General features: G+C 72.5%; 20 protein-coding genes and 2 pseudogenes. 8 read left to right on the top strand and 14 right to left on the bottom strand.

Going from position 1 to position 19,627, the window contains the following annotated elements; genetic code table 11:
• On the bottom strand, positions 1 to 216 hold a 216-nt coding region (locus ABT369_RS23065; RefSeq protein WP_350614776.1), incomplete at its 3' end, for a transposase.
• A complete protein-coding gene (locus tag ABT369_RS23060) occupies positions 213 to 533 on the bottom strand; it encodes a transposase (RefSeq protein WP_350614761.1) in 321 nt (106 codons plus the stop codon). The genes ABT369_RS23060 and ABT369_RS23065, both read right to left, overlap by 4 nt.
• A 243-nt stretch (positions 534 to 776) precedes the next feature.
• Between ABT369_RS23060 and ABT369_RS23055 the strand changes: the two genes are divergently transcribed.
• Both ABT369_RS23055 and ABT369_RS23050 read left to right on the top strand, forming a co-directional pair.
• Positions 777 to 1,082 (top strand): hypothetical protein, encoded by a 306-nt coding sequence (locus ABT369_RS23055; RefSeq protein ID WP_350614759.1) that lies wholly within the window; start codon positions 777 to 779, stop codon positions 1,080 to 1,082.
• 45 nt (positions 1,083 to 1,127) lie between these two features.
• Positions 1,128 to 1,769 (top strand): SMI1/KNR4 family protein, encoded by a 642-nt coding sequence (locus tag ABT369_RS23050; protein WP_350614757.1) that lies wholly within the window; start codon positions 1,128 to 1,130, stop codon positions 1,767 to 1,769.
• 36 nt (positions 1,770 to 1,805) lie between these two features.
• Here ABT369_RS23050 and ABT369_RS23045 read toward each other — a convergent pair whose 3' ends face one another.
• From ABT369_RS23045 to ABT369_RS23025, 6 genes and pseudogenes are all read right to left on the bottom strand, one after another.
• Complete coding sequence (locus ABT369_RS23045) at positions 1,806 to 2,309, bottom strand: DUF2199 domain-containing protein (RefSeq protein WP_350614755.1); 504 nt, start codon at positions 2,307 to 2,309, stop codon at positions 1,806 to 1,808.
• A gap of 25 nt (positions 2,310 to 2,334) precedes the next feature.
• Positions 2,335 to 3,048: an ABC transporter permease gene (locus ABT369_RS23040; RefSeq protein WP_350614753.1), complete on the bottom strand. Its 714-nt coding sequence runs from the start codon at positions 3,046 to 3,048 to the stop codon at positions 2,335 to 2,337.
• On the bottom strand, positions 3,045 to 4,466 hold the full coding sequence (locus tag ABT369_RS23035) for a DUF1349 domain-containing protein (RefSeq protein WP_350614752.1): 1,422 nt from the start codon (positions 4,464 to 4,466) through the stop codon (positions 3,045 to 3,047). The genes ABT369_RS23040 and ABT369_RS23035 overlap by 4 nt, the downstream gene beginning before the upstream one ends.
• Positions 4,463 to 4,900 carry a DUF8746 domain-containing protein gene (locus tag ABT369_RS23030; RefSeq protein ID WP_502891808.1) on the bottom strand — a complete coding sequence of 146 codons (438 nt, stop codon included), beginning with the start codon at positions 4,898 to 4,900 and terminating at the stop codon, positions 4,463 to 4,465. The genes ABT369_RS23035 and ABT369_RS23030 overlap by 4 nt, the downstream gene beginning before the upstream one ends.
• Positions 4,877 to 5,188 (bottom strand): annotated as a pseudogene (locus ABT369_RS58005) (ATP-binding cassette domain-containing protein); the annotation flags it as partial. The pseudogene ABT369_RS58005 and the gene ABT369_RS23030, both read right to left, overlap by 24 nt.
• Positions 5,131 to 5,313: pseudogene (locus ABT369_RS23025) on the bottom strand (ATP-binding cassette domain-containing protein); the annotation flags it as partial. The pseudogenes ABT369_RS58005 and ABT369_RS23025, both read right to left, overlap by 58 nt.
• 156 nt (positions 5,314 to 5,469) lie before the next feature.
• Between ABT369_RS23025 and ABT369_RS23020 the strand changes: the two are divergent.
• The 4 genes from ABT369_RS23020 to ABT369_RS23005 all read left to right on the top strand — a co-directional run bounded on the left by ABT369_RS23020 (position 5,470) and on the right by ABT369_RS23005 (position 9,155).
• Positions 5,470 to 6,132: a response regulator transcription factor gene (locus tag ABT369_RS23020; RefSeq protein ID WP_350614749.1), complete on the top strand. Its 663-nt coding sequence runs from the start codon at positions 5,470 to 5,472 to the stop codon at positions 6,130 to 6,132.
• On the top strand, positions 6,129 to 7,493 hold the full coding sequence (locus ABT369_RS23015; protein WP_350614747.1) for a sensor histidine kinase: 1,365 nt from the start codon (positions 6,129 to 6,131) through the stop codon (positions 7,491 to 7,493). Before ABT369_RS23020 ends, ABT369_RS23015 begins: the two co-directional genes overlap by 4 nt.
• Positions 7,494 to 7,685: 192 nt before the next feature.
• Positions 7,686 to 8,924, top strand: coding sequence for a hypothetical protein (locus ABT369_RS23010; RefSeq protein WP_350614745.1), 1,239 nt, complete (start codon positions 7,686 to 7,688; stop codon positions 8,922 to 8,924).
• Positions 8,925 to 8,933: 9 nt separating this feature from the next.
• Positions 8,934 to 9,155 (top strand): cell division protein CrgA, encoded by a 222-nt coding sequence (locus ABT369_RS23005; protein ID WP_350614743.1) that lies wholly within the window; start codon positions 8,934 to 8,936, stop codon positions 9,153 to 9,155.
• Positions 9,156 to 9,228: 73 nt separating this feature from the next.
• Here the strand turns inward: ABT369_RS23005 and ABT369_RS23000 are convergent, their stop codons facing one another.
• Complete coding sequence (locus ABT369_RS23000) at positions 9,229 to 11,094, bottom strand: glycoside hydrolase family 5 protein (RefSeq protein WP_350614741.1); 1,866 nt, start codon at positions 11,092 to 11,094, stop codon at positions 9,229 to 9,231.
• A 68-nt stretch (positions 11,095 to 11,162) separates the two neighbouring features.
• On the opposite strand from ABT369_RS23000, the gene ABT369_RS22995 reads away from it, so the two are divergent.
• Positions 11,163 to 12,218 carry a hypothetical protein gene (locus ABT369_RS22995; protein WP_350614739.1) on the top strand — a complete coding sequence of 352 codons (1,056 nt, stop codon included), beginning with the start codon at positions 11,163 to 11,165 and terminating at the stop codon, positions 12,216 to 12,218.
• A 1-nt stretch (position 12,219) separates the two neighbouring features.
• Here the strand turns inward: ABT369_RS22995 and ABT369_RS22990 are convergent, their stop codons facing one another.
• Positions 12,220 to 12,957 carry an SDR family oxidoreductase gene (locus ABT369_RS22990; RefSeq protein ID WP_350614737.1) on the bottom strand — a complete coding sequence of 246 codons (738 nt, stop codon included), beginning with the start codon at positions 12,955 to 12,957 and terminating at the stop codon, positions 12,220 to 12,222.
• Between the two features lie 88 nt (positions 12,958 to 13,045).
• Here ABT369_RS22990 and ABT369_RS22985 point away from each other — a divergent pair, with 88 nt between their 5' ends.
• Positions 13,046 to 13,510 carry an RrF2 family transcriptional regulator gene (locus ABT369_RS22985; protein WP_350614774.1) on the top strand — a complete coding sequence of 155 codons (465 nt, stop codon included), beginning with the start codon at positions 13,046 to 13,048 and terminating at the stop codon, positions 13,508 to 13,510.
• Between the two features lie 105 nt (positions 13,511 to 13,615).
• Here the strand turns inward: ABT369_RS22985 and yicI are convergent, their stop codons facing one another.
• Genes yicI through ABT369_RS22965 form a run of 4 tightly spaced genes read right to left on the bottom strand, consistent with a single transcriptional unit; the run spans position 13,616 to position 18,954 of the window.
• On the bottom strand, positions 13,616 to 15,958 hold the full coding sequence (gene yicI / locus ABT369_RS22980) for an alpha-xylosidase (RefSeq protein ID WP_350614735.1): 2,343 nt from the start codon (positions 15,956 to 15,958) through the stop codon (positions 13,616 to 13,618).
• Positions 15,959 to 15,977: 19 nt separating this feature from the next.
• The gene (locus ABT369_RS22975; RefSeq protein WP_350614733.1) at positions 15,978 to 16,790 is read right to left on the bottom strand and encodes a carbohydrate ABC transporter permease; all 813 of its coding nucleotides are present in this window, start codon (positions 16,788 to 16,790) and stop codon (positions 15,978 to 15,980) included.
• Positions 16,787 to 17,656: a carbohydrate ABC transporter permease gene (locus ABT369_RS22970; RefSeq protein ID WP_350614731.1), complete on the bottom strand. Its 870-nt coding sequence runs from the start codon at positions 17,654 to 17,656 to the stop codon at positions 16,787 to 16,789. Before ABT369_RS22970 ends, ABT369_RS22975 begins: the two co-directional genes overlap by 4 nt.
• Positions 17,656 to 18,954, bottom strand: coding sequence for an ABC transporter substrate-binding protein (locus ABT369_RS22965; protein ID WP_350614729.1), 1,299 nt, complete (start codon positions 18,952 to 18,954; stop codon positions 17,656 to 17,658). The genes ABT369_RS22970 and ABT369_RS22965 overlap by 1 nt, the downstream gene beginning before the upstream one ends.
• Positions 18,955 to 19,627 lie beyond the last annotated feature (673 nt).

Raw genomic sequence — 19,627 nt, 5'->3', positions numbered from 1 at the left:
GTACGCCTTGTCGGCGTGTAGCTTGTCGGGCCGGCGGCGAGGGCGGCCGACCCGGCCGGAGACCGCGGGCATGCCGTCCAGCAGCGGCAGCAGCATCGCCGCGTCAGGGGTGTTCGCCGCGGAGACGGCCGTGGTCAGCGGCAAGCCGCCACGTTCGACCATGGCATGGATCTTGCTGCCGGGCTTGCCACGATCGACCGGGCTCGGCCCGGTCAGATCGCCCCCTTTTCAGCGCGTACCTGGATCGAGTCGATCACCGCCCTCGACCAGTCCAGCACCTGCATGGCCTGCAGTCGCTGCAGCACCGCCAGATGCAACGCCGGCCACAGCCCCGCCCTCGTCCATTCGACGAAGCGGCGGTGTGCCGTGGCGCGGGTAACGCCGAACATCGCCTCCGGCAACTTCCACCACGAACACCCGGCCTGGGTCAGGTAGCAGACCGCAGCCAGGACCGCCCGGCGTCCACCCGCCGCCGACCACCACCCTGTGGCCGGACCGGCGCCGGCGGGATCAACGGCGCCGCGATCTCCCACAGAGCATCAGGACACCAACGCTCCACATCGGACACGCCGAAGATTGAACATCAACCTTGAGCAGTTGTCAGCCCCAAATGAGATGCGGTCTTAGGGCAGGTACGTCGGGAATTCTGGAGCGAGCCGGCCGACGTCCGGAACCGGCGGTTTGCCGAGCAGTCGGCGTCGAACGGCGGCCTGCCGCGGGTGTCCATGGCGGCGATGACGACGGCACGCGTTCCCTGCCGGCGATACGCTTCCTTCGTGACCGAGTTGGACGAGTTCCATGAACGAAGCCGCCTCCTGGCGGACTTGGCTCGGCCGATGTTCGCTTCCGGCGCCGACCCGGATCAGGTCGCCGCGGAGTTGCTCCGGCGCACCAGTTCGCCGATCGCGGCGATCCGCGCCATCGCTATGGCTACCGGCATGGGCATCGGCGACGCCAAGTGGATCGTTCACCGTAACCTCGCCCCGGAGACACGTGCGGCGACGGAACGCTTCTGGGCCGACGCGATCGAAGCTCTCGACGAAGCCGACCGGCCGCCCGCCGAGGACGGCCGCGCGCATTGAAACCGCCGCAGCTGATCGCCGGCGTTTGCGCGTACACTGCGGGCGATGCAGCCGATCGCCTGGCAGGAACTCCGGGAACCGCTCCTGCGGCGCACACCGCCGCCGTACGGCTGGCGGCATCCGGAGCCCGTGCTGACCCCGGCCGAGCTCGATGACCTGCAGCGACAGATCGGTGTGGACCTGCCGGCCGACTACCAGCAGTACCTGCTGCACATCGGACGCGGTGGACCGGGGCCGTTCTCCGGTGTCATTCCGGTCCGCCACACGGGTGGCAGATGGACGTGGCACGGCGACGGATACGCGTTCGACCCGGCCCACCTTGCCGAGCCCTTCCCGTTGCGCCGTTCGGACTGGCAGCTCGTGGAAGATCTCGGTGCCGAGTATCCCGACTGGTTCACGTTCGCCCGCCAGCGCGGCTACGAAGACGCGGTGGACGCATGGCACCGACGGCACGACGGCATCGTGTTCGATCCCCGCCGGACCTACGGTGCGATCCCGATCTGCGACGAGGGCTGCGCGCTACGCGAATGGCTCGTCGTGACCGGCCCGGAACGCGGCAACATCTGGCTCGATCACCGCGCCGACGGCCGCGGCCTGACGCCGGCCTGGCTTCCCCACCACCGACGAGTCGCCTTCGCCCAGTGGTACCACGAATGGCTCCGAACGCTCGATGACGCACCGGCGTGAGACTGCCGATGGTGCCGGGGTGGCACACGGTCGAGCCTACGGGTGGAGGAGGAACTCGGCGAACTGCTGGACCCGGTCGAGGGTGATGCCGTTGCGCTGCTCCACCGCGAGGGGATGGTCCGTGGCCTCCAGCTCGATGAGCGGCCGGGAGCCGACCGGCTGCGTGTGGACGTGGGTCTTCAGGTGCAGGGTGGATGCCGGGTACACGGGCAGTTCGGTACACAGCCAGCCGAAGTACGGCGGCTCCTGCTCACGGCCGGGCGTCGTCCACAGGTCCAGTGAGCGCGCGAAGTTGGGCCTGCTCAGCGAGACCCACACCGTCCAGACGAAGTCGTGCTCCGCGTCGTGCACGGGAATGACCAGGCGGCCGTGGACGAAGAAGTGCTCGGCCTCGATGATGCACATGTCCTTGTCCAGCATGCTGCGCTCGTCGCCGGCCAGGCCGTCGTGCCAGGGTGCCGGGGCGTCCGAGCCGTACGAGAACGGCAGGCCCTCGTGCCGCTCGCCGCAGCAGCGGCACATGTAACCATGATCCGTCACCGGGCGACAGTAGCGCCCGCAGTGCTCAGACGTCACGAGCCCGCAGCAGGATCCCGCCGACCAGCAGTGACGCGGCCGACCAGGCGGCGAGCACGCCCAGGCCGGCCCAGGGGCCGATCGGCAGCCGGTCGAGGTTCGTCGTGGCCTGGACGGCCAGGCCAGCGCTCATCGGGGAACCGCGCTCGAGCAGGCGCTGCAGGTGCGGGTCGGGCACCATCTGCGTGAGCAGCGGCGGCAGGTACAGCAGCCCCAGCACGACCCCGATCGCGCCCCCGGAGTCGCGCACGGCCGCGGCCACCCCGAGGCTGAGCAGCGCGACCAGCACCAGGTAGGCGACGGTGCCCACGCCGGCGCGAAGCACCGGGCCCTCGGTGAGCGGGACGCGCGCGATGAGGAGCGAGGCGAGCACGGCCACGCCGGCCGCGGCGAACACGGCGACGGCAACGGCCGAAGCCTTCGCCGACAGGACCGCGGCACGGTTCGGGATCGCGGTCAGCGTGGTGCGGATCAGGGCCGTGCTGAACTCGCCGCTGACCGCGAGCACGGCCAGCACCGCGACCGGGGCCTGGCCGAGATAGACGCCGCTGAGGGCGAGCCGGGCCGGGTCGGTCCCGGGGCCGGGCGCGACGGCGGACACGGCGGCGCCCAGCGCGGCGGTGACGAACGCGGCGGCCGGCAGCAGCCACGCCGGGCCGGGCGTGGTGCGCAGCTTCGTCCACTCCGCGCGCAGGGCGCTCACGCGTCCCTCCGGCGCAGCAGGACCGCGGCCACGGCGAGGGCGAGCACCGTGTAGGCGGCCAGCACGGCCAGGCCGGCCCCGGGTGACAGCGGGTAGTAGCCGGCGGCCGGGGTGTAGACGCTGTCGACCTGGGGGTAGCGGGTGAGGGTCTGCTGCACGGCCAGGGCCGCGGCCGGCGTGTACGTCGTCAGCCACCCGGCCAGCGGCGCCGGCAGGAACGGGGTCCGGGCCAGCAGGTGCGGCAGCACCGTGGCGGCGACGACGGTGGTCACCGCGGTGGCGCTGCGGCGCAGGATGGTGCCGACGGCCAGCGCGAGCACGGCGGTGATCGCGAGCATCGCGGCGGTGCCGGCCGCGGCCCGCAGCAGCGTGCCGGGCGCCGCCGGGAACACGTAGATGCCGAGCCCGCGCACCAGCCGCAGCCACAGCGGCAGCGCGACCGCGGCGGCGGCCAGGCTGGTGGTGAACGTGACCGAGGCGAGGACGGCCGCCTTGGCCGCGAGCCCGCGAATCCGGCGCGGGTCGGCGCTCAGGCTGGTGCGGATGATGCCGTACCGGTACTCCGTCGTGATCATCAGCGTGCCCACGACGACGAGGACGATCAGGGCCGGGAACGTGCCGAAGAGCAGATCGGCGGCGGACGCGGCCACAGCGATGTCGTTGCGCGTGGCGGGGGCGAGATCGCCGGCTCCGGTCACGGTGAACCCGTCGCCGACCGGCGTGAACCCGCCGGTGACGCCGCGCGGGTAGCCGCCCATGGTCGCGGTGCCGGCGCCGACCTGCTCGCCGGTCCAGTCGCCCGCGGCCCAGCCGCCGGTGAGCCCGGGCGGGCCGAAGGTCGCGGTGGCCGCGTCGACAGCGGTGCCGAGGCCGTCGACCTTCGGCGGGCAGGCGACGAACAGCCCGGCCCGGACGGTCGCCGGCAGCCCGGGCAGCCGGACGGACCCGGCCGGCGTCCAGCGCGTCCCGTCGGCCGAGGCCTCCCCGGTGACCGTGTCGCCCGCGCGGGTGAGCCGCAGCCAGCGCAACCCCGCCGGCCCCACGGCGCGGTCGTGGACATAGTCGTACTGCATCCGCACGCCGTGCCCGCCCGTGGCCATCACCGCGGCGTACCGCGCGCCCGGCTCCGGCCCCGCGCTCACGATCAGCCCCGCCTTGGCCCAGGGCGCGGCCGGTCCGTCGAAGCCGACCGGCACGGTGATCTGCCCGTCGCCGGTCAGGGTGCGGTGCACGAAGTAGTAGGCGGCGCTGACCGGCCCGCCGTCCGGCCCGATCGGGATCGGCGACGCGTGCTCGGGCGGCCCGCCACCCAGTCCGGTCGCCGGGAACACGAGGATCATCAGCGCCGCGATCACGGTGCCGCGCAGCCAGCCGGGCACGGTGCGGAACTTCGTCCACTCGGCCGACAGCCGGCTCACGACGGCTCTCCCGCCCGGTAGTCGACGAACGCGCGGGTCAGCTCGAAATACGCCTCCTCGAGCGTGGCCCGGTGCGGCGTGAGCTCGGAGAAGGCCAGTCCACCGGCGGTGAGCACGGCCGCGACCCGCTCGGCCGCGAGCCCCCGCACGGTCAGCGCGCCGTCCGCGGCCGTCACCTGCGCGCCCGCGGCGGACAGGGCCGCTACGGCCGCCTCGGGTGCCGCGGTCCGCACGAGCACGCGATCGCCGGACGCGGCCGCGGTCAGCTCGGCGACGCCGCCGTCGGCGATCACCCGCCCGCGGCCGGCCACCACCACGTGGTCGGCCATCCCCTGCAGCTCCCGCATCAGGTGGCTGGACACGAGCACCGCCCGCCCCTGCGCGGCGAGGGCGCGCAGGAAGCCGCGCAGCCACACGATGCCCTCGGGATCCATGCCGTTGAACGGCTCGTCGAGCATGACCGCCGGCGGGTCGGCCAGCAGCGCGGCGGCCAGGCCGAGGCGCTGGCGCATGCCGAGCGAGTAGCCGCCCGCGGGGCGCCGGCTCGCCGGGCCGAGCCCGACCAGCTCCACCACCTCGTCGACGCGGCGGCGGCCCAGCCCTGCGACTGTGCGAGCCAGAGCAGGTGGTGCCGGCCGGTCCGGGCGGGGTGCAGCGCGGACGCGTCCAGGAGGGTGCCGAGGTGGCGCAGGGGGCGGCGCAGCGATGTGTAGGGGCGGCCGCCGACCAGCGCCTCTCCCGCTTCGGCGGCGTGCAGTCCCAGGACGATCCGCATGGTGGTGGACTTGCCGGCGCCGTTGGGCCCGACGAACCCGGTCACCCGCCCGGGCCCGGCGGTGAACGTCATCCCGTCCAGTGCGAGGGTGGAGCCGTACCGCTTGCGCAGCCCGGCCACCGCGATCGTGGCATCACTCATGGTCCGAAGTTCTACGCCGCGAGCGGTCACAGCCCGGTGCCAAAGCCTGTGACCGTGCTGTCACCTCCCGCCTGGCATGGTGGTGGCATGAAGGTGCTGGTCGTGGAGGATCATCGGGCGCTCAACGCGCTGATCGCCGGTGGGCTGCGGCGCGAGGCGATGGCGGTCGACGCCGCCGTCGACGGGTCCGCGGCGCTGACACGGCTGGCCGCGACCCGTTACGACGTCGTGGTGCTCGACCGCGACCTGCCCGGCGTGCACGGCGACGAGGTCTGCCGGCGGATCGTGGCCGGCGGGTCGGGCGCCCGCGTGCTCATGCTCACCGCGGCCGGGACCGTCCGAGACCGGGTCGAGGGGCTCGGCCTCGGTGCCGACGACTACCTGGCGAAGCCGTTCGACTTCGCCGAGCTCGTGGCCCGCATCCGGGCGCTGGGCCGCCGCAGCACCCCGGCGCTGCCGCCCGTGCTGGACAACGGCGACCTGACCGTGGACCCGAACCGCCGGGTCGCCTCGCGGGCGGGGCGGCGACTGGAGCTGAGCCCGAAGGAGTTCGCGGTGCTGGAATACCTGCTCGCCGCGGCCGGCCGCGTGGTCTCCGCCGAGGAACTCCTCGACCGGGTGTGGGACGAGGCCGCCGACCCGTTCACGACCACGGTGAAGACCACCGTCGGCCGGCTGCGGGGCAAACTCGGCCCGCCGCCGGCCATCCACACCGTCCGCGAGGGCGGCTACCGCATCGGCGAGCCGTGAAGCCGCGGCGCCGGCTGCGGACCCGGTTGGCGTTGGCGCACGGCGCGATCGCCTTCGCCGGCGGCAGCCTGCTGCTGATCTTCGTCGACATCCCGCTACTCGTCGCCGGGAACACGAGCCCGGCCGGGCGGCCCGGCGACGCCCGGGCGGTGAGCAACCTCGGCCAGGTGCTGCGGTACGACGCCGTCGCACTCGCCGTCATCGCCGCGGCGTCCTTCGCGCTCGGCTGGATGGTCGCCGGGCGGGCGCTGCGGCCCCTGCGCGTCATCACCGACACCGCCCGCCGCCTGTCCGCCGACAACCTGACCGACCGGCCACGGGTCCCGGCCGGCTATCGGGAGTTCGCCGACCTCGCCGACACCCTCGACGGCCTGCTGCACCGGCTGCACGCGGCGCTCACCGCGCAGCGGCAGTTCGTCGCCAACGCCTCCCACGAGCTGCGCACCCCGCTGACCGTGCAGCGGACCCTGCTCCAGCTCACCGTCGCCGACCCGGACGCGAGCGCCGAGACGCTGCGGGCGACCTGCCACGAGCTGCTGGACCTCGGCCGCCAGCAGGAGCACCTCATCGACGCGCTGCTGACCCTGGCCTCCGGCTACCGGCCGGTCGAGCGCTGGGAGCGCTTCGACATCGCCGCCCTGGCCCGCCAGGCGGTCCTCGACCGCGCGGCCGAGGCCGAGGCCCGGGGCGTCGACGTGCGCACCGCGCTCGACCCGGCCGAGGTGAGCGGCGATCCGCGCCTGGTCGCGAGCCTGGTGGCGAACCTGGTCGGCAACGCCGTGCGGCACAACGCGCCCGGCGGCACCGCCGAGGTGGTCACGATCGCACCGGGCCGCCTCGTGGTCGCCAACACCGGGCCCGCGGTCCCGCCGGCCGAGCTCGGCCGGCTGTTCGAGCCGTTCCAGCGGCTCGGCACCGACCGCACCGACCAGACCGACGGGCACGGTCTCGGGCTGGCCATCGTCGCCGCCATCGCGCACGCGCACCGGGCGCCGCTCGACGCGCGGCCGGGGCCGCAGGGCGGTCTGCGGATCACCGTCGACTTTCCGGCGGAGCGCGACGATGAGCCGCTCGACGGCGAACCCGGCATGCGCGCAGACGGACGGAGCGCCGGTCGGGCTGGCGGCGCCGGTGCTGAGCGGTCCGGCGGCGTCAGTCGAACCGACGGCATCAGTCGGACCAGCGGCGGCGGTCGGGCCAGCGGCGGCGGTCGGGCCAGCGGCGGCGGTGCCGATGCCGGTCGAACCGGCGGCGGTGCCGGTCGAACCGGCGGCGGCGATGCCGGTCGAGCCGACGGCGGCGATGCCGAGCGCGGGCCGCCCGAGCCCGGCCCGGGCGCCGATGTGCGGCAGCGTCGGTGATCGCGAGGTCCAGGCGCCGGCGGTGAGGGAATTGAACCCAGATTTCACCAGAAGTATCCGCCGGCTGCGCACCGCGATCGATGCCGAGTCTAGGCACCGGGGCGAGGGCTCCGCACCGGGTTTCTTCCCGGAATAGTGCCAGGGCGTCGGGACGAGGCTGGCGCCGCGGCGGGAAGACCATACGTTCCCGGCATGACGAGAAGCCGCACCGGCATCCTGGTGGCGCTCGCGGCCGCCGTGGTGGCGGCCGCGGCCGTCCTCGGTGCCCAGCTGATCAGCCTGGGCTCGGCGCCGGCCGCGTACGCCGCGGCCGCGTTCGAGCGCACCGGGCCCGTCGTGGGGCCGGACGAGAACCCCCTGTACGCGATCCGGGCCGTCCTGCAGGGGCAGTCAGAGGCGATGGTCAAGGGCGACCGCGACGGGTACCTCGCCGCGTTCCCCGTGGCCGCGCCGGAGCTGCGGGACCGGGCCGGGCGGCGGTTCGACTCGCTGACCGCGCTCGGCGTGCGGCGCTGGGACCTGACCACGAACGGGGTGCCCGGCCTGCTCAACGGCGTGTGGCGGCTGCCGGTCTCGGTCGGCTACTGCTTCGACACCCCGGACTGCACCCCGCTGCCGCTGCTGCTCGACACGGAGTGGACGGTCGCGCACGGGCGGGTGCGGCTCGCGGGGTGGGAGCAGACCGACCGGCCCTGGGACACCACGCGGCTCACGGTCCGCCGGGGCGAGCGGGTCACCGTCGCCGGGGCCGAGTCCGTCGACCCGGACGCGCTCGGCGCGCTGCTGCGCGCCGCCGAGGCCGCCGCGCCGACCGACGACCGGGTCGCGCGGTCGTTCGGCGGGCCGCCGCGGCGGTACCACGTGTTCGTCGCCGGGGACGAGGAGTGGACGACGTGGTACGACGGCGAAACGGAGAATGCGGCCGCCTATGCGATCCCGTTGCAGCCGGGCACCGCCGACGTCGTCGTCGACCACCGCCAGATCCTGTCCGACGCGTGGAACACGCAGCTGCTGACCCACGAGTTCACGCACGTGGTGACGCTCGACGGCAACCGGCCCGCTCCCGGCTCGTGGTGGCTCGTGGAGGGCATCGCCGAGTACGTCGCGAACGCCGACGGGGCCGCGCTGCGCAAGGATCTGCGGGCTGTGCAGGCGTACGTGAAGGCCGGCCGGTGGGACGGCACCGTCGCGCTCGGGGCGCCCGCGGACGGCACGTCGCTGGACGACACCGTGGCCCGTTACGGCATCGCGCTGCTCGTGGTGACGTACCTGGCCCAGCACTTCGGCGAGGCAAAGCTGTTCGCGTTCTTCACCCAGGTCGTGCGCAAGGGTGTGAGCCCGGACGCGGCGGCGGGGGCGGCCCTCGGCGCGGACTGGGCCGCGGTGGTGAGGGACGCCGCGGCGTCGGTGCGGGTGGCGGCGGCTCAGTAGCATCGGCGCATGAATGCCGGCCGATCGATGCTCGTCCTGGGTCTGCTGCTGCTCGCCGGGGGTCTCGTGTACACCGTCGTGTACTACCTCACCCAGGGCTTCTACGACGTGAGCGCCCCGCTCGCGGACCTCGGCTACGCGAACCTGGCGGTCGCGGGCGGGGCGCTGTGCATCGGCCTGGTGCTGGCGATCACGGGCGGCGTCACGATGGCCGGCGCCCGCCGCCGGTAGGTCCCACAGCCCGCGGCAGAACAGCGCGGCCACGGGCGGCGTCACAATGGCCGGCGCCCGCCGCCGCTAAGTCCTAGAGGCCGCGGCAGAACAGCGCGGCCGGAGCGCCGTTGGAGCCGATCCGCCGGGTGAAGGCGATGCCCGCCGCGTACTCCCCGTCGCCGCACTGCCCCTTGTAGTGCCCGCTCGCGAAGTCCCCGCCGTGCGCATCGGCGGGCCGGTTGTCGCCGCGGTCGAACCAGACGGTCCGGCCGCCGGACGGCATCGCGGCCCCCGACGGGGCGCACAGGGCGCTGGAGACCGTCGCGCCGCGCACGGCGTACCCGATCAGGAACGAACCGTCCGGGCACTGGAACTTCGTGTAGCCGCCCGCCCAGTCCGTGGTGACGTAGCGCTCGCTCGTGACCACCTGCGCCGCGGACGAGACCGGCCACGCGGGCTCCCGCCCGGCGTCGGTGCACAGGCTGCGGTTGCCGTCTCGGGCGAGTCCGACCAGCCGCTGCCCGTCGGGGCAGGCGGCCTTGCGCGCGCCCGAGTCCCAGTCGGGCAGCGCCCGCATCCGCAGCGACTGCACGAAGTCGCCGTGGTCGGGGCTGAGCATCGCCCAGTGCGCGACGGGCTCGACGACGCCGGTCCGGCCGGGCGCGGCGACGAGCCGGTGCCAGTCCGCGGCCCGCCAGTCCCCGCCGTCGTCGATGCCGAGCAGGTGGCCGGAGCGGTCCCAGCTCAGCAGCGCCCAGCCGTTGCCGGTGCCGTTGTCCTGCCAGCCGACCAGCGGCCAGTACGCGAAGTCGGTGTCGTGCGCGACGAGATAGTCGACGAAGTTGGCGAACCAGGCCCGGCTCTTCGCGTCGCTGCCGAAGCGGCCGATGCCGAACTCGCTCACCCACAGCGGCGCGGTGTAGTGGCGGGCGGCCTCGTCGGCGACGTAGAACGCCTCCTGCTGCAGGGTCGCGAACAGCTCGTCGCGGCTCAGGTCGCGGTAGCGGGGGTCGCTGGTCTCGCCGACGCCGGTGGCGCCGCTGTGGTGCGGGCCGGTGTAGTCGTAGAAGTGCGCGGCCAGCACGAGCTTGCCGGAGCGCACGAGCGCCGGCGAGAGGGTGCGGACCGGCTCCAGGGTCGGGCGGCCGTGCGCGAACCCGTCGACTGGGATGCCGGTCCAGTTGATCCCCTCGATGATGATCAGCATGTCCGGATCGGCCTCGGCCAGGATCCGGTCGCCGAGCCGCTGGGCGGCGGCGAACCAGTCGTGGTTGTCGCCGAGGCCCCAGTTCGGGTCGTCCCACACGTTGCGGCGGACCTCGTTGTACAGGTCGGCGCCGACGACGCGCGGATTGGTGCGGTACCGGCGGACCATGAACAGCCAGTCGGACTGCCAGGTGTCGTCGGACTGGCTCGCGTTCCACCGCTCGTTGCCGTCCACGCCACAGCACCAGCGGGTGGTGTTGGTGTGGTTGTTGAGGATCACCGCGAGCCCCGCCCCGGTGAGCGCGGCCACGGCGGCGTCGTAGACCTGCAGCGGCGTGAGCCCCCGCAGGGCCGGGTTGGCGGCCACGGCCGCGTCGGTGACCGGCCGGGTGTCGTGCACCATCTCGTTGGAGAAGGGCAGCCGGACGCTGTTGATCCCGGTCGCCACGAACTGCGCCACGATCGTGTCCAGCGCCACCCGGTCCAGGCCGAGCGGGACCCGGCCCGAGTTCTCCCCCGCGTGGTGGTTCGCGTCGGCCTCGGGATCGCCGGAGCCGTTCCAGGTGCCGCTCGCGCCGTGCCAGTTGCCGGCCTTGAGCTTGAACCGGCGGCCGTCGGCGTCCACGACGTACCGCCCCCGCGTGCTCAGCGGCGGCGTCCACTGCGCTTCCGCGGCGGTCGCGGTCGTTTGGAAGCTGACGAGCGGCATGAGTCCGGCCACCAGCGCCAGCACGAGCAGAACCCGCTTCATATCGATGAGCGTAGCTGAAAAGTCAGCACTCGAACTGGATGCGACGCCCCGGAGGTACCGTTCTCGGCGTGACGGACTACGGGATGCTGCTGCACGCGTACGGCCGGGCCGAGGACACGCCCGGTCACCTGGCCGCCCTCACCGGTGGCGACGAGGCGGCGCGCGGCGCGGCGATGCAGCACCTGTGGGGCGCCATCATCCACCAGGGCACCCCGTGGATCGCGACTCCGCCGGCCGCCGCCACCGTCGCCGAGCTCCTCCCGGACGTGCCCGACCCCGCCCTGCGCGCGAACCTGCTGAACTTCCTGGCCGCGGTGGCCGAGGCCGCCCAGCCGACCCTGGACCTGACCGAGTTCGCCGCGTGGGAGGACGTCGAGGCGGCCGTCAACGCGGCCATCGAGGAGGACGACGACGAGGCGATCTACGGCGACGAGCTCCTCGGCAACGCCGTCTACGCCCGCGCGATCGCCGGCTGCCGCGAGGCCGTCCCCGCGATCCTGGCCGCCGCCCAGGCCGCCCTGTCCGATCCGGATCCGGGTGTACGCGCTGCTGCCGGTCACGCCATCGGTGCCTGCGCCGCGGTGCTGCCGCCGGCCCCCGGGCTGGAGGAGCTGCTCGTCACCCACGCCGCCGCGGCCGGGCCGGACGAGCGCGCCGCCCTGGTGCTGGCCATGGGCGAGCTGGGCCTGGCGCCGAGGGCGTTCCTGTCCGATCCGCATCCGGGTGTACGTGCCTGCGCCGCCCTGGCCCTTCCAGGCGACGAGGCCGCGACGGAGGAGATCCTCACAGCGCTGCTGGACCCGGCCGGGACCGATGCTTGGTTCACGTCGAAGCCGCCGCAGTTCCCGATGCGCGTGCGGTTCCCGCTGATCGTCGCCGCGGTGGAGCGGGTCGCGGACCCGGCGCACCTGCTCCCGGCCGCCCTCGCGCTGGCCCCGGTCGCGTCCATCCACACCGCGCGCAGCGACTGGGGCCTGCTGCTCAAGGTCCTGCCCGAGCCGCAGCGCGCCGAGTACCTGCGCGCCCTGGCCGCGAACGGGGACCTGTGGGACCCCCGCAACGGCTCGGCCGGCCTGGTCTTCCGCGAGCTGGGCCTGCCCTACGACCGCGCGGCGTACGCCTGAGTCAGCGGGCCGCGAGCCAGGACGCGTAGGTGATGCGGCCGATGCGCGCGCCCGGGCCCGTCACCAGGGAGTCGTCGGTGATGACGGCGCCGAAGTAGGGCGCGGTCGCGTCCGTCACGACCTGCGGGGCCGATCCGACCGCCCGGCGCACGAACTCGTCCAGGCCGATCTTCTCCGGGCCGCCCAGCTCCACGATGCCCTTCACCGGCTCGCCCGGCACGACGTCGGCCAGCGTCGCGGCCACGTCGTCCGCCGCCACCGGCTGCAGCTTCGCCGGCGTCAGGTGGGCCGTGCCGTCCGGCCCGGTCGACGCGGCCGCGATGCCCGCGGCGAACTCGAAGAACTGCGTCGCACGCACGATGGTGTACGGCACCGGCCCGGCCGTGATCAGGTCCTCCTGCGCGACCTTCGCCCGCAGGTAGCCGCTGTCCGGCCCCCGGTCGGCGCCGACGATCGACAGGGCGACGTGGTGCCCGACGCCGGCCCGCGACGCCGCCTCCAGCATGTGCGCCGTCGACGCGCGGAAGAACGCGAGCACGTCGTCGTCGGCGAACGACGGCGAGTTCGTCACGTCGACGCTGACGGCGGCGCCCGCGAGCACCTCGTCCAGGCCCGTGCCCGCGACCGTGTCGACCCCCGAGCTCGGCGACGCGGCGACCGCCTCGTGCCCGGCCGCCGTGAGCAGCGCGATCAGTTTGCGGCCGATGAGCCCGGTGCCGCCGAAGACCACAACCTTCATGACCATCCTCCAACTCGGATAAGTTTTGTCCGAGAACGACTGTACCCGGATACATCATGTCCGAGTCAAGTAGGATGGCCGGGTGAAGATGTCGGGTGGTGTCGAGTGGGCGCTGCACTGCTGCGTGGTCCTGACCGCGGCCGCCGGGCCGGTGCCCGCCGCGCGCCTGGCCGAGCTGCACGACGTCTCCGGCAGCTACCTGGCCAAGCAGCTGCAGAGCCTGGCCCGCGCCGGGCTCATCCATTCGGTGCAGGGTCACGCCGGCGGCTACGCGCTGACCCGGGATCCGGCGAACATCACGGTGCTGGACGTCGTCGCGGCGGTCGACGGCGCCGCCCCGGCCTTCACCTGTACCGAGATCCGCCAGCGCGGCCCCCTGGCCACCCCGGCCGAGGCGTGCGCGATCCCGTGCCCCGTACATCGCGCGATGATCGCCGCCGACGAGGCCTGGCGAGCGGCGCTGCGGGATGTGACCATCGCGGATCTGGCGGCCGGCGTGACGAGCGACTACGGCCCGGGCACGTTCGACGGCATCCGGCGATGGCTGGGGTGAACTCGGGCAGGCCTGGAGTGAGCCCGGAGTGAGCCCGGGTGAACAGGGCCGGCGCCACCCCACACGTGAGCGCCGGCCCCGGTTCCACCCGTGGAGCGAGAAGGCCTATGGGAGGCGGACGATCACCTGCTCGACGTCGGCGTCCGCCTCGATGACGACGCCGGCCGACGCCGTGTCCGTGTTCGTGTCCGCGGGAGCCAGCCGGCCGGCGTCCACGGCCGCCACCGTGTCGACGCCGGCCAGCTGCACCCGCCAGGGCGCCGCGCTCCCGCCGCGGCGCACCTCGACGACGGTCCCGGCCCGGCGCACGGTGAACGTGGCGGCGGGCCGGCCCTGCGGGGTCGGGACCTCGACGGTCGTGGCCGCGCCGTCCTCGAGCTCGAAGACGCGCAGGGTCACCCCGTCGGCGTACTCGTAGTCGGGGCGGTCGTCACGCGCCCCCAGTGCGATGACCGAGCCGGGCCGGACGAGCACCGGCAGGTCGCCGATCCCGTACCGGCGGCTGACCCAGCCCGGCCCGGTCAGCACCTCCCCGCCGCGCAGGTCCGTCCAGCGGCCCTCGGGCAGGTAGAACGTGGTGTCGCCGCCGGCGCTGAACACCGGGGCGACGAGGACGCAGCCGCCGAGCATGAACTGCCGGTCCAGGTGCGCGCAGGCCGGGTCGTCGGGGAACTCCAGCGCCATCGGCCGCATCATCGGCACGCCCTCGCGGTGGGCGGTGACGGCGGCCGCGAACAGGTACGGCATGAGCCGCGCCTTGAGCCGGGTGAACTCGCCGAGCACGGCGACCGCCTCGTCGCCGAACAGCCACGGCACCCGGTAGGACCCGCTGCCGTGCAGGCGGCTGTGCGAGGACAGCAGCCCGAACGGGATCCAGCGGATGAACACGGCCGGGTCCGGGGTGCCCTCGAAGCCGCCGATGTCGTGGCTCCAGAAGCCGAACCCGGACATCGCCAGCGACAGCCCGCCGCGCAGGCTCTCCGCCATCGACGGGAAGGTGGAGGAGCAGTCGCCGCCCCAGTGCACCGGGAACTGCTGGCCGCCGGCGGTCGCCGAGCGGGCGAAGAGCACGGCCTCGCCGTCGCCGCGGTGCTCGCGCAGGACGTCGAAGACGGCCTCGTTGTACAGGTGCGTGTAGTAGTTGTGCATCCGCACCGGGTCGGAGCCGTCGTGCCAGACCACGTCGGTGGGGATGCGCTCGCCGAAGTCCGACTTGAACGCGTCCACGCCGAGGTCGAGCAGGCCGCGGAGTTTCGCCTGGTACCAGGCCTTCGCCTCCGGGTTGGTGAAGTCGACCAGGCCCATGCCGGCCTGCCAGCGGTCCCACTGCCAGACGTCCCCGCCGGGGTACGTGACCAGGTACCCGTTCGCGGCCCCCTCGGCGAACAGGGCGGAGCGCTGCGCGATGTACGGATTGATCCACACGCAGATCCGCAGACCTCTGGCCTTGAGCCGGGCGAGCATGCCGGCCGGGTCCGGGAACGTCTCCGGGTCCCACTCGAAGTCGCACCAGTGGAACTCGCGCATCCAGAACGTGTCGAAGTGGAACACCGACAGCGGCAGGCCGCGCTGCTGCATGCCCTCCACAATGGACGTGACGGTGGCCTCGTCGTAGTTCGTGGTGAACGACGTGGACAGCCACAGCCCGAACGACCACGCGGGCGGCAGCGCCGGGCGGCCGGTCAGCGCGGTGTACTTGCGCAGCACGTCCTTCGGGGTCGGGCCGTAGATCACGAAGTACTCCAGCACCTGCCCCGGCACCGAGAACTGCACCCGCGACACCGCCTCGGAGCCGACCTCGAACGAGACCGGGCCCGGGTCGTTGACGAACACGCCGTAGCCGCCGCTGGTGACGTAGAACGGCACGTTCTTGTACGCCTGCTCGCTGCTGGTGCCGCCGTCGGCGTTCCACACGTCGACGGTCTGGCCGTTCTTCACCAGCGGGCCGAAGCGCTCGCCGAGGCCGTAGACGGTCTCGCCGACGCCGAGCTCGAGCTGCTCGCGCAGGAAGTGACCGTCCCCGGTGGACAGTGCCGCCATCGCCTTGCGCGGGCTGGTGGTGAGCACCCGGCCACCGGCCGTGAACTCCAGCCGCCACTCGTCGCCGAGGGCGAAGCGGGCGGACAGCTCACCGGAGGTGAACGTGGCGTACTCCTCGTCGCGGGTCACCTTCGGCGAGGCGGCGGGGTCGGCCTCGATGCGGAAGTGCGGGCCGCGGTCGACGCCGCCGGCGTACCGGGTGACGCGCACGGCGATCACGTCCGGGGCCGGGGCCGTGCACCGCACGGTCAGCAGCGGCATGTTGAGCGTGTCGCCGCGCTCCACGATGCGCTTGGCCGGCGCGTAGACCGTGAGCCGGTCGGCGCGGACCTCGACGTCGCGGACGTGCACGGGGTACTGCGGCTCGACGCCGGGGCGCAGCTGCCAGTACCCGTCGGTGAACTTCATGCGGGCTCCATTTGGGTTTTCACTTGACCGCGCCCGCCGTGACGCCCCGGGTCAGGGTGCGCTGGAAGACGAGGAAGAACAGCACCGCGGGCAGGATGCCCAGCAGCGCGGAGGCGCTCGTCGCGGTCGCGTCGAGGTCGTGTTCGCCCTGCAGCAGGGCGAGTGCGAGCGGCACGGTCTGGTTGCTGTTGGAGACGAGGAAGACGAGCGGGATGAACAGCTCGTTCCACGTCCAGATGAAGAAGAACGTGAACAGCACCGCGAGGGTCGGGCGGCTGACCGGGGCGACGACGCGCACCAGGGTGCGCAGCCGGCCGGCGCCGTCCATCGCGGCCGCGTCCAGCAGCTCCGGCGGGAACTCCGCGAGCACCGAGGAGAGCAGGAAGGTGCCGAACGCGCTCTGAATCGCGGTGAAGATGATGATCATCGTGATCTGGGAGTCGTACAGGTCGATCTGTGTGGCGATGTGGTACAGCGGGTAGATGAGGCTTTCCTGCGGTACGAGGTTGGCCACCAGGAAGGCGGCCAGGAACCAGCGGCGGCCGCGGACCCGGCCGATGCCGAGCGCGTAGGCGTTGAGCAGCGAGAAGCCGACGCCCAGCACGGCCACGGAGCCGGCGATGACGGCGCTGTTGACGAGCACCTGCCCGAAGTCGGCGCGAGTCCAGAATGCCTTGATGCCCGCGAACGAGATGTGGGTCGGCAGGCCGAGGGGCCCGACGGCGGCGTAGTCCTGCGGCGTCTTGACCGCGTTGACAAGGATCAGCGCGAAGGGCGCCACGACGAGCAGGACGACGACGAGCAGCGCGGCGAGCACGAGGTACTTCCTCATCGCTGCACCCGGATGAACGCGAAGGTCAGCCCGACGATCAGCACCGCGAGGACGGTGGAGATGGCCGAGGCGTAGCCGACGCTGGCGTTCTGGAAGTAGTTCTGCCACGCGAAGTACGAGGGCACCAGGGTCGCGTTGCCGGGGCCGCCGCCGGTGAGGACGAAGATCTGGGCGAAGATCTTCAGCGCGGCGATCGTCGTGGTGATGAGCACGACGCCGATCTCCGGCCGGATCTGGAACAGCGCGATGCGGGTGAAGCGCTGCCACCAGCCGGCGCCGTCGAGGGAGGCGGCCTCGTACAGCTCGGGGTCGACCCGTTGCAGCCCGGCCATGAACATGACCACCGGGTAGCCGATCTGCACCCAGACCATGACGGCCATGACGGTGTACAGCGCGTAGTGCTCGTCGCCGAGCCAGTTGCGCGCCAGCGAGCCCAGCCCCACCTTGTCCAGGATGGAGTTGAGCACGCCGTAGTTCGGGTGCAGGATCCAGCCCCACACGATGCCGGTGACGGCGAGCGGCAGCACCTGGGGCAGGTAGAAGCCGGAGCGCAGCGCCCGGGCGGTGCGGCCACCCAGGCGCGGCGCGACGTAGTCGAACAACAGGGCGGCGAGGAACAGGCCCAGCAGGGTCGGTACCACCGCCATCGCGACGATCATGAACGCGATGTTCTCGAAGGACTTCCAGAACCTGTCGTCGTGCAGCAACCGGTCGTAGTTGGCCAGGCCGGCCCAGCGCGGGGTGCCCACGCCGGACCACTGCGTGAAGCTCGTGCCCACCGTCATGAGCAGCGGTACCGCCACCACGAGCGTGCACAGCAGGAGACCCGGAACCAGGAACGGCCAGTAGCCCTTGCGGCGGCTCATCACTTGCCGACGTTCGCCAAGTTGTCGTTGTACGGCTTGGCGATCTCGTCGAGCACCGCGTCCGGCTTGGCCGAGCCGTTGATGAGCTTCTGCCCGCCGGCCACGAGCACGTCGTAGTAGCCGGGGGCCGGCCAGTCCGGGTAGAAGGCGAGGCCGTCCTGCTTGGCGATGGTCTCGTAGTTGGCGATCAGCTCCTTGCTCTTGGCATCCGTGATCTTGTCGGTCTCGGCGGCGACGGGGATGCCGCCGGAGTTGCCCAGCAGGTTCTGGATCTCGGGCTTCATCGTGATGTCGATGAAGTCGTACGCCAGCTTCTTGTTCTTCGCCTTGGCGGGCACGACCCACAGGTTGCCGCTCGAGCCCGGGTAGAGCTTGCTGCCCGGGAACAGGAACGTGCCCCACTGGAACGAGGCCTCCTTGACCAGCCGGCCGTACCACCAGCTGCCGGAGATCATGATCGGGAACTTCTGCTGCTCCCACGCCTGGCCCATGTCCTCGGCCTTGATGCCGGCCGAGCTCTTGTCGATGAAGCCCTTCGACACCCAGTCGCTGAACGTGTTCGCCGCGTACGTCCACTCCGGACCATGGAAGTCGACCTTGTTCTTGTACAGCTGGTAGTCCTCGACCCACGAGCGGGACGCCTTCGACAGGGCGAGCGAGTACAGGATCTGCTGGGCCGGGTACTCGGCGCCGCCGAGGCTGATCGGCGTGACGCCGTTGCCCTTGAACGTGGACATCGCGGTCTCGAGCTGCTCGAACGTCGTGGGAACCTGGATGTTGTACTTCGCGAAGAGGTCCTTGTTGTAGTACACCATCACGTATTCGGCATAGTTGGGCACGCCGAACCACTTCCCGCTGCCCATCACGCCGCGGGTGTCGTACTTCGCGGTGGTCGCGAGGCCGGGCGAGAGCGTCTTGCTCCAGCCGCGCTGGTCGGCCTCGGCGGTAAGGTCGGTGAGCAGCCCCTGCTTCGAGAGCAGCCCGGCGCTGGCGTTGCCCTTGTTGTACTCCATGACGTCCGGCGCGTCGTTGGAGTTGAGGATCATGCTGGCACTCTGGCGGATCTGCTCGAAGCTCTTCTCCTCGAACGTGACCTTGACGCCGGGGTGGGCGGCCTCGAACTGCTTGATGGCCTCGGCCCAGGCGATGCCCATGGCGCTCGTCGCGCCCTCGTAGTGCCAGAGTTTCAGGGTCTTGCCATCGCCCTGGGCGTCGTCACCACCACAGGCGGTGAGCGAGCCGGTGATGGCGAGCATGGCCGCCGCGGCTACAGCGGCGCTGCGGATGCGCGTGAACACGTCTGCTCCTGATTGGAAGGGTGTGACGCGGCGGGGGGTGTCGCCGCGCGCGGTTGCGGTGCGCAGTCGGTCTCGTTCACTGGTGCGTCTTCGCGGCTTCCGATGGGGTTTGTCGAAATCGTGTCGAAGCGCTTCGACTGGCAAGTTACGAACTTGCGCGGCGATTGTCAACAGTCGATCGAATCGGCGCTGGTGCGGCGGGGTGTGATCGAGAAACTTCCAGATCTCTATTTCGCGGGGCGCGGCTGGATGCTTGATATGTCGGGCGCTTCGCGCCACGACATATCCGCATTTTTCGCCCGACGGGTCATTCGCCCGATTCTGCGCGGACGTCGCCGTTCGAGCCTTCAGCCCGCGGCATGCCCGGCGTCGCGCTCACGGTTAGCCGATCTCCGACCCGCGCGACGGTGGCGCTCCTCGCTGGTCGCGTCGTGGCCGTTTCTGATCGCTCGGCTGCCCCGCACACACTTGGCTGCTCAGGCGTGCCACCGACCGCGCCTCACCCATGCATCCCGGCGCTCGGAACTGAGGAGGCCGGCCACCGACCGCGCCTCGCCTACACCGCACCGGCACTCAAAGCGGAACAGGCCGCCGCCGACCGCGCCTCACCCACGCCACCCGGGCACTCAAAGCGGAGCAGGCCACCACCGCCCACGCCTCAGCCACACCGCCC

The organism is Dactylosporangium sp. NPDC000244 (assembly GCF_040300725.1).
Lineage (GTDB): Bacteria > Actinomycetota > Actinomycetes > Mycobacteriales > Micromonosporaceae > Dactylosporangium.
Note: the sequence above shows the minus strand (reverse complement) of the source record. Positions and strands in the feature narration are given on the sequence as shown.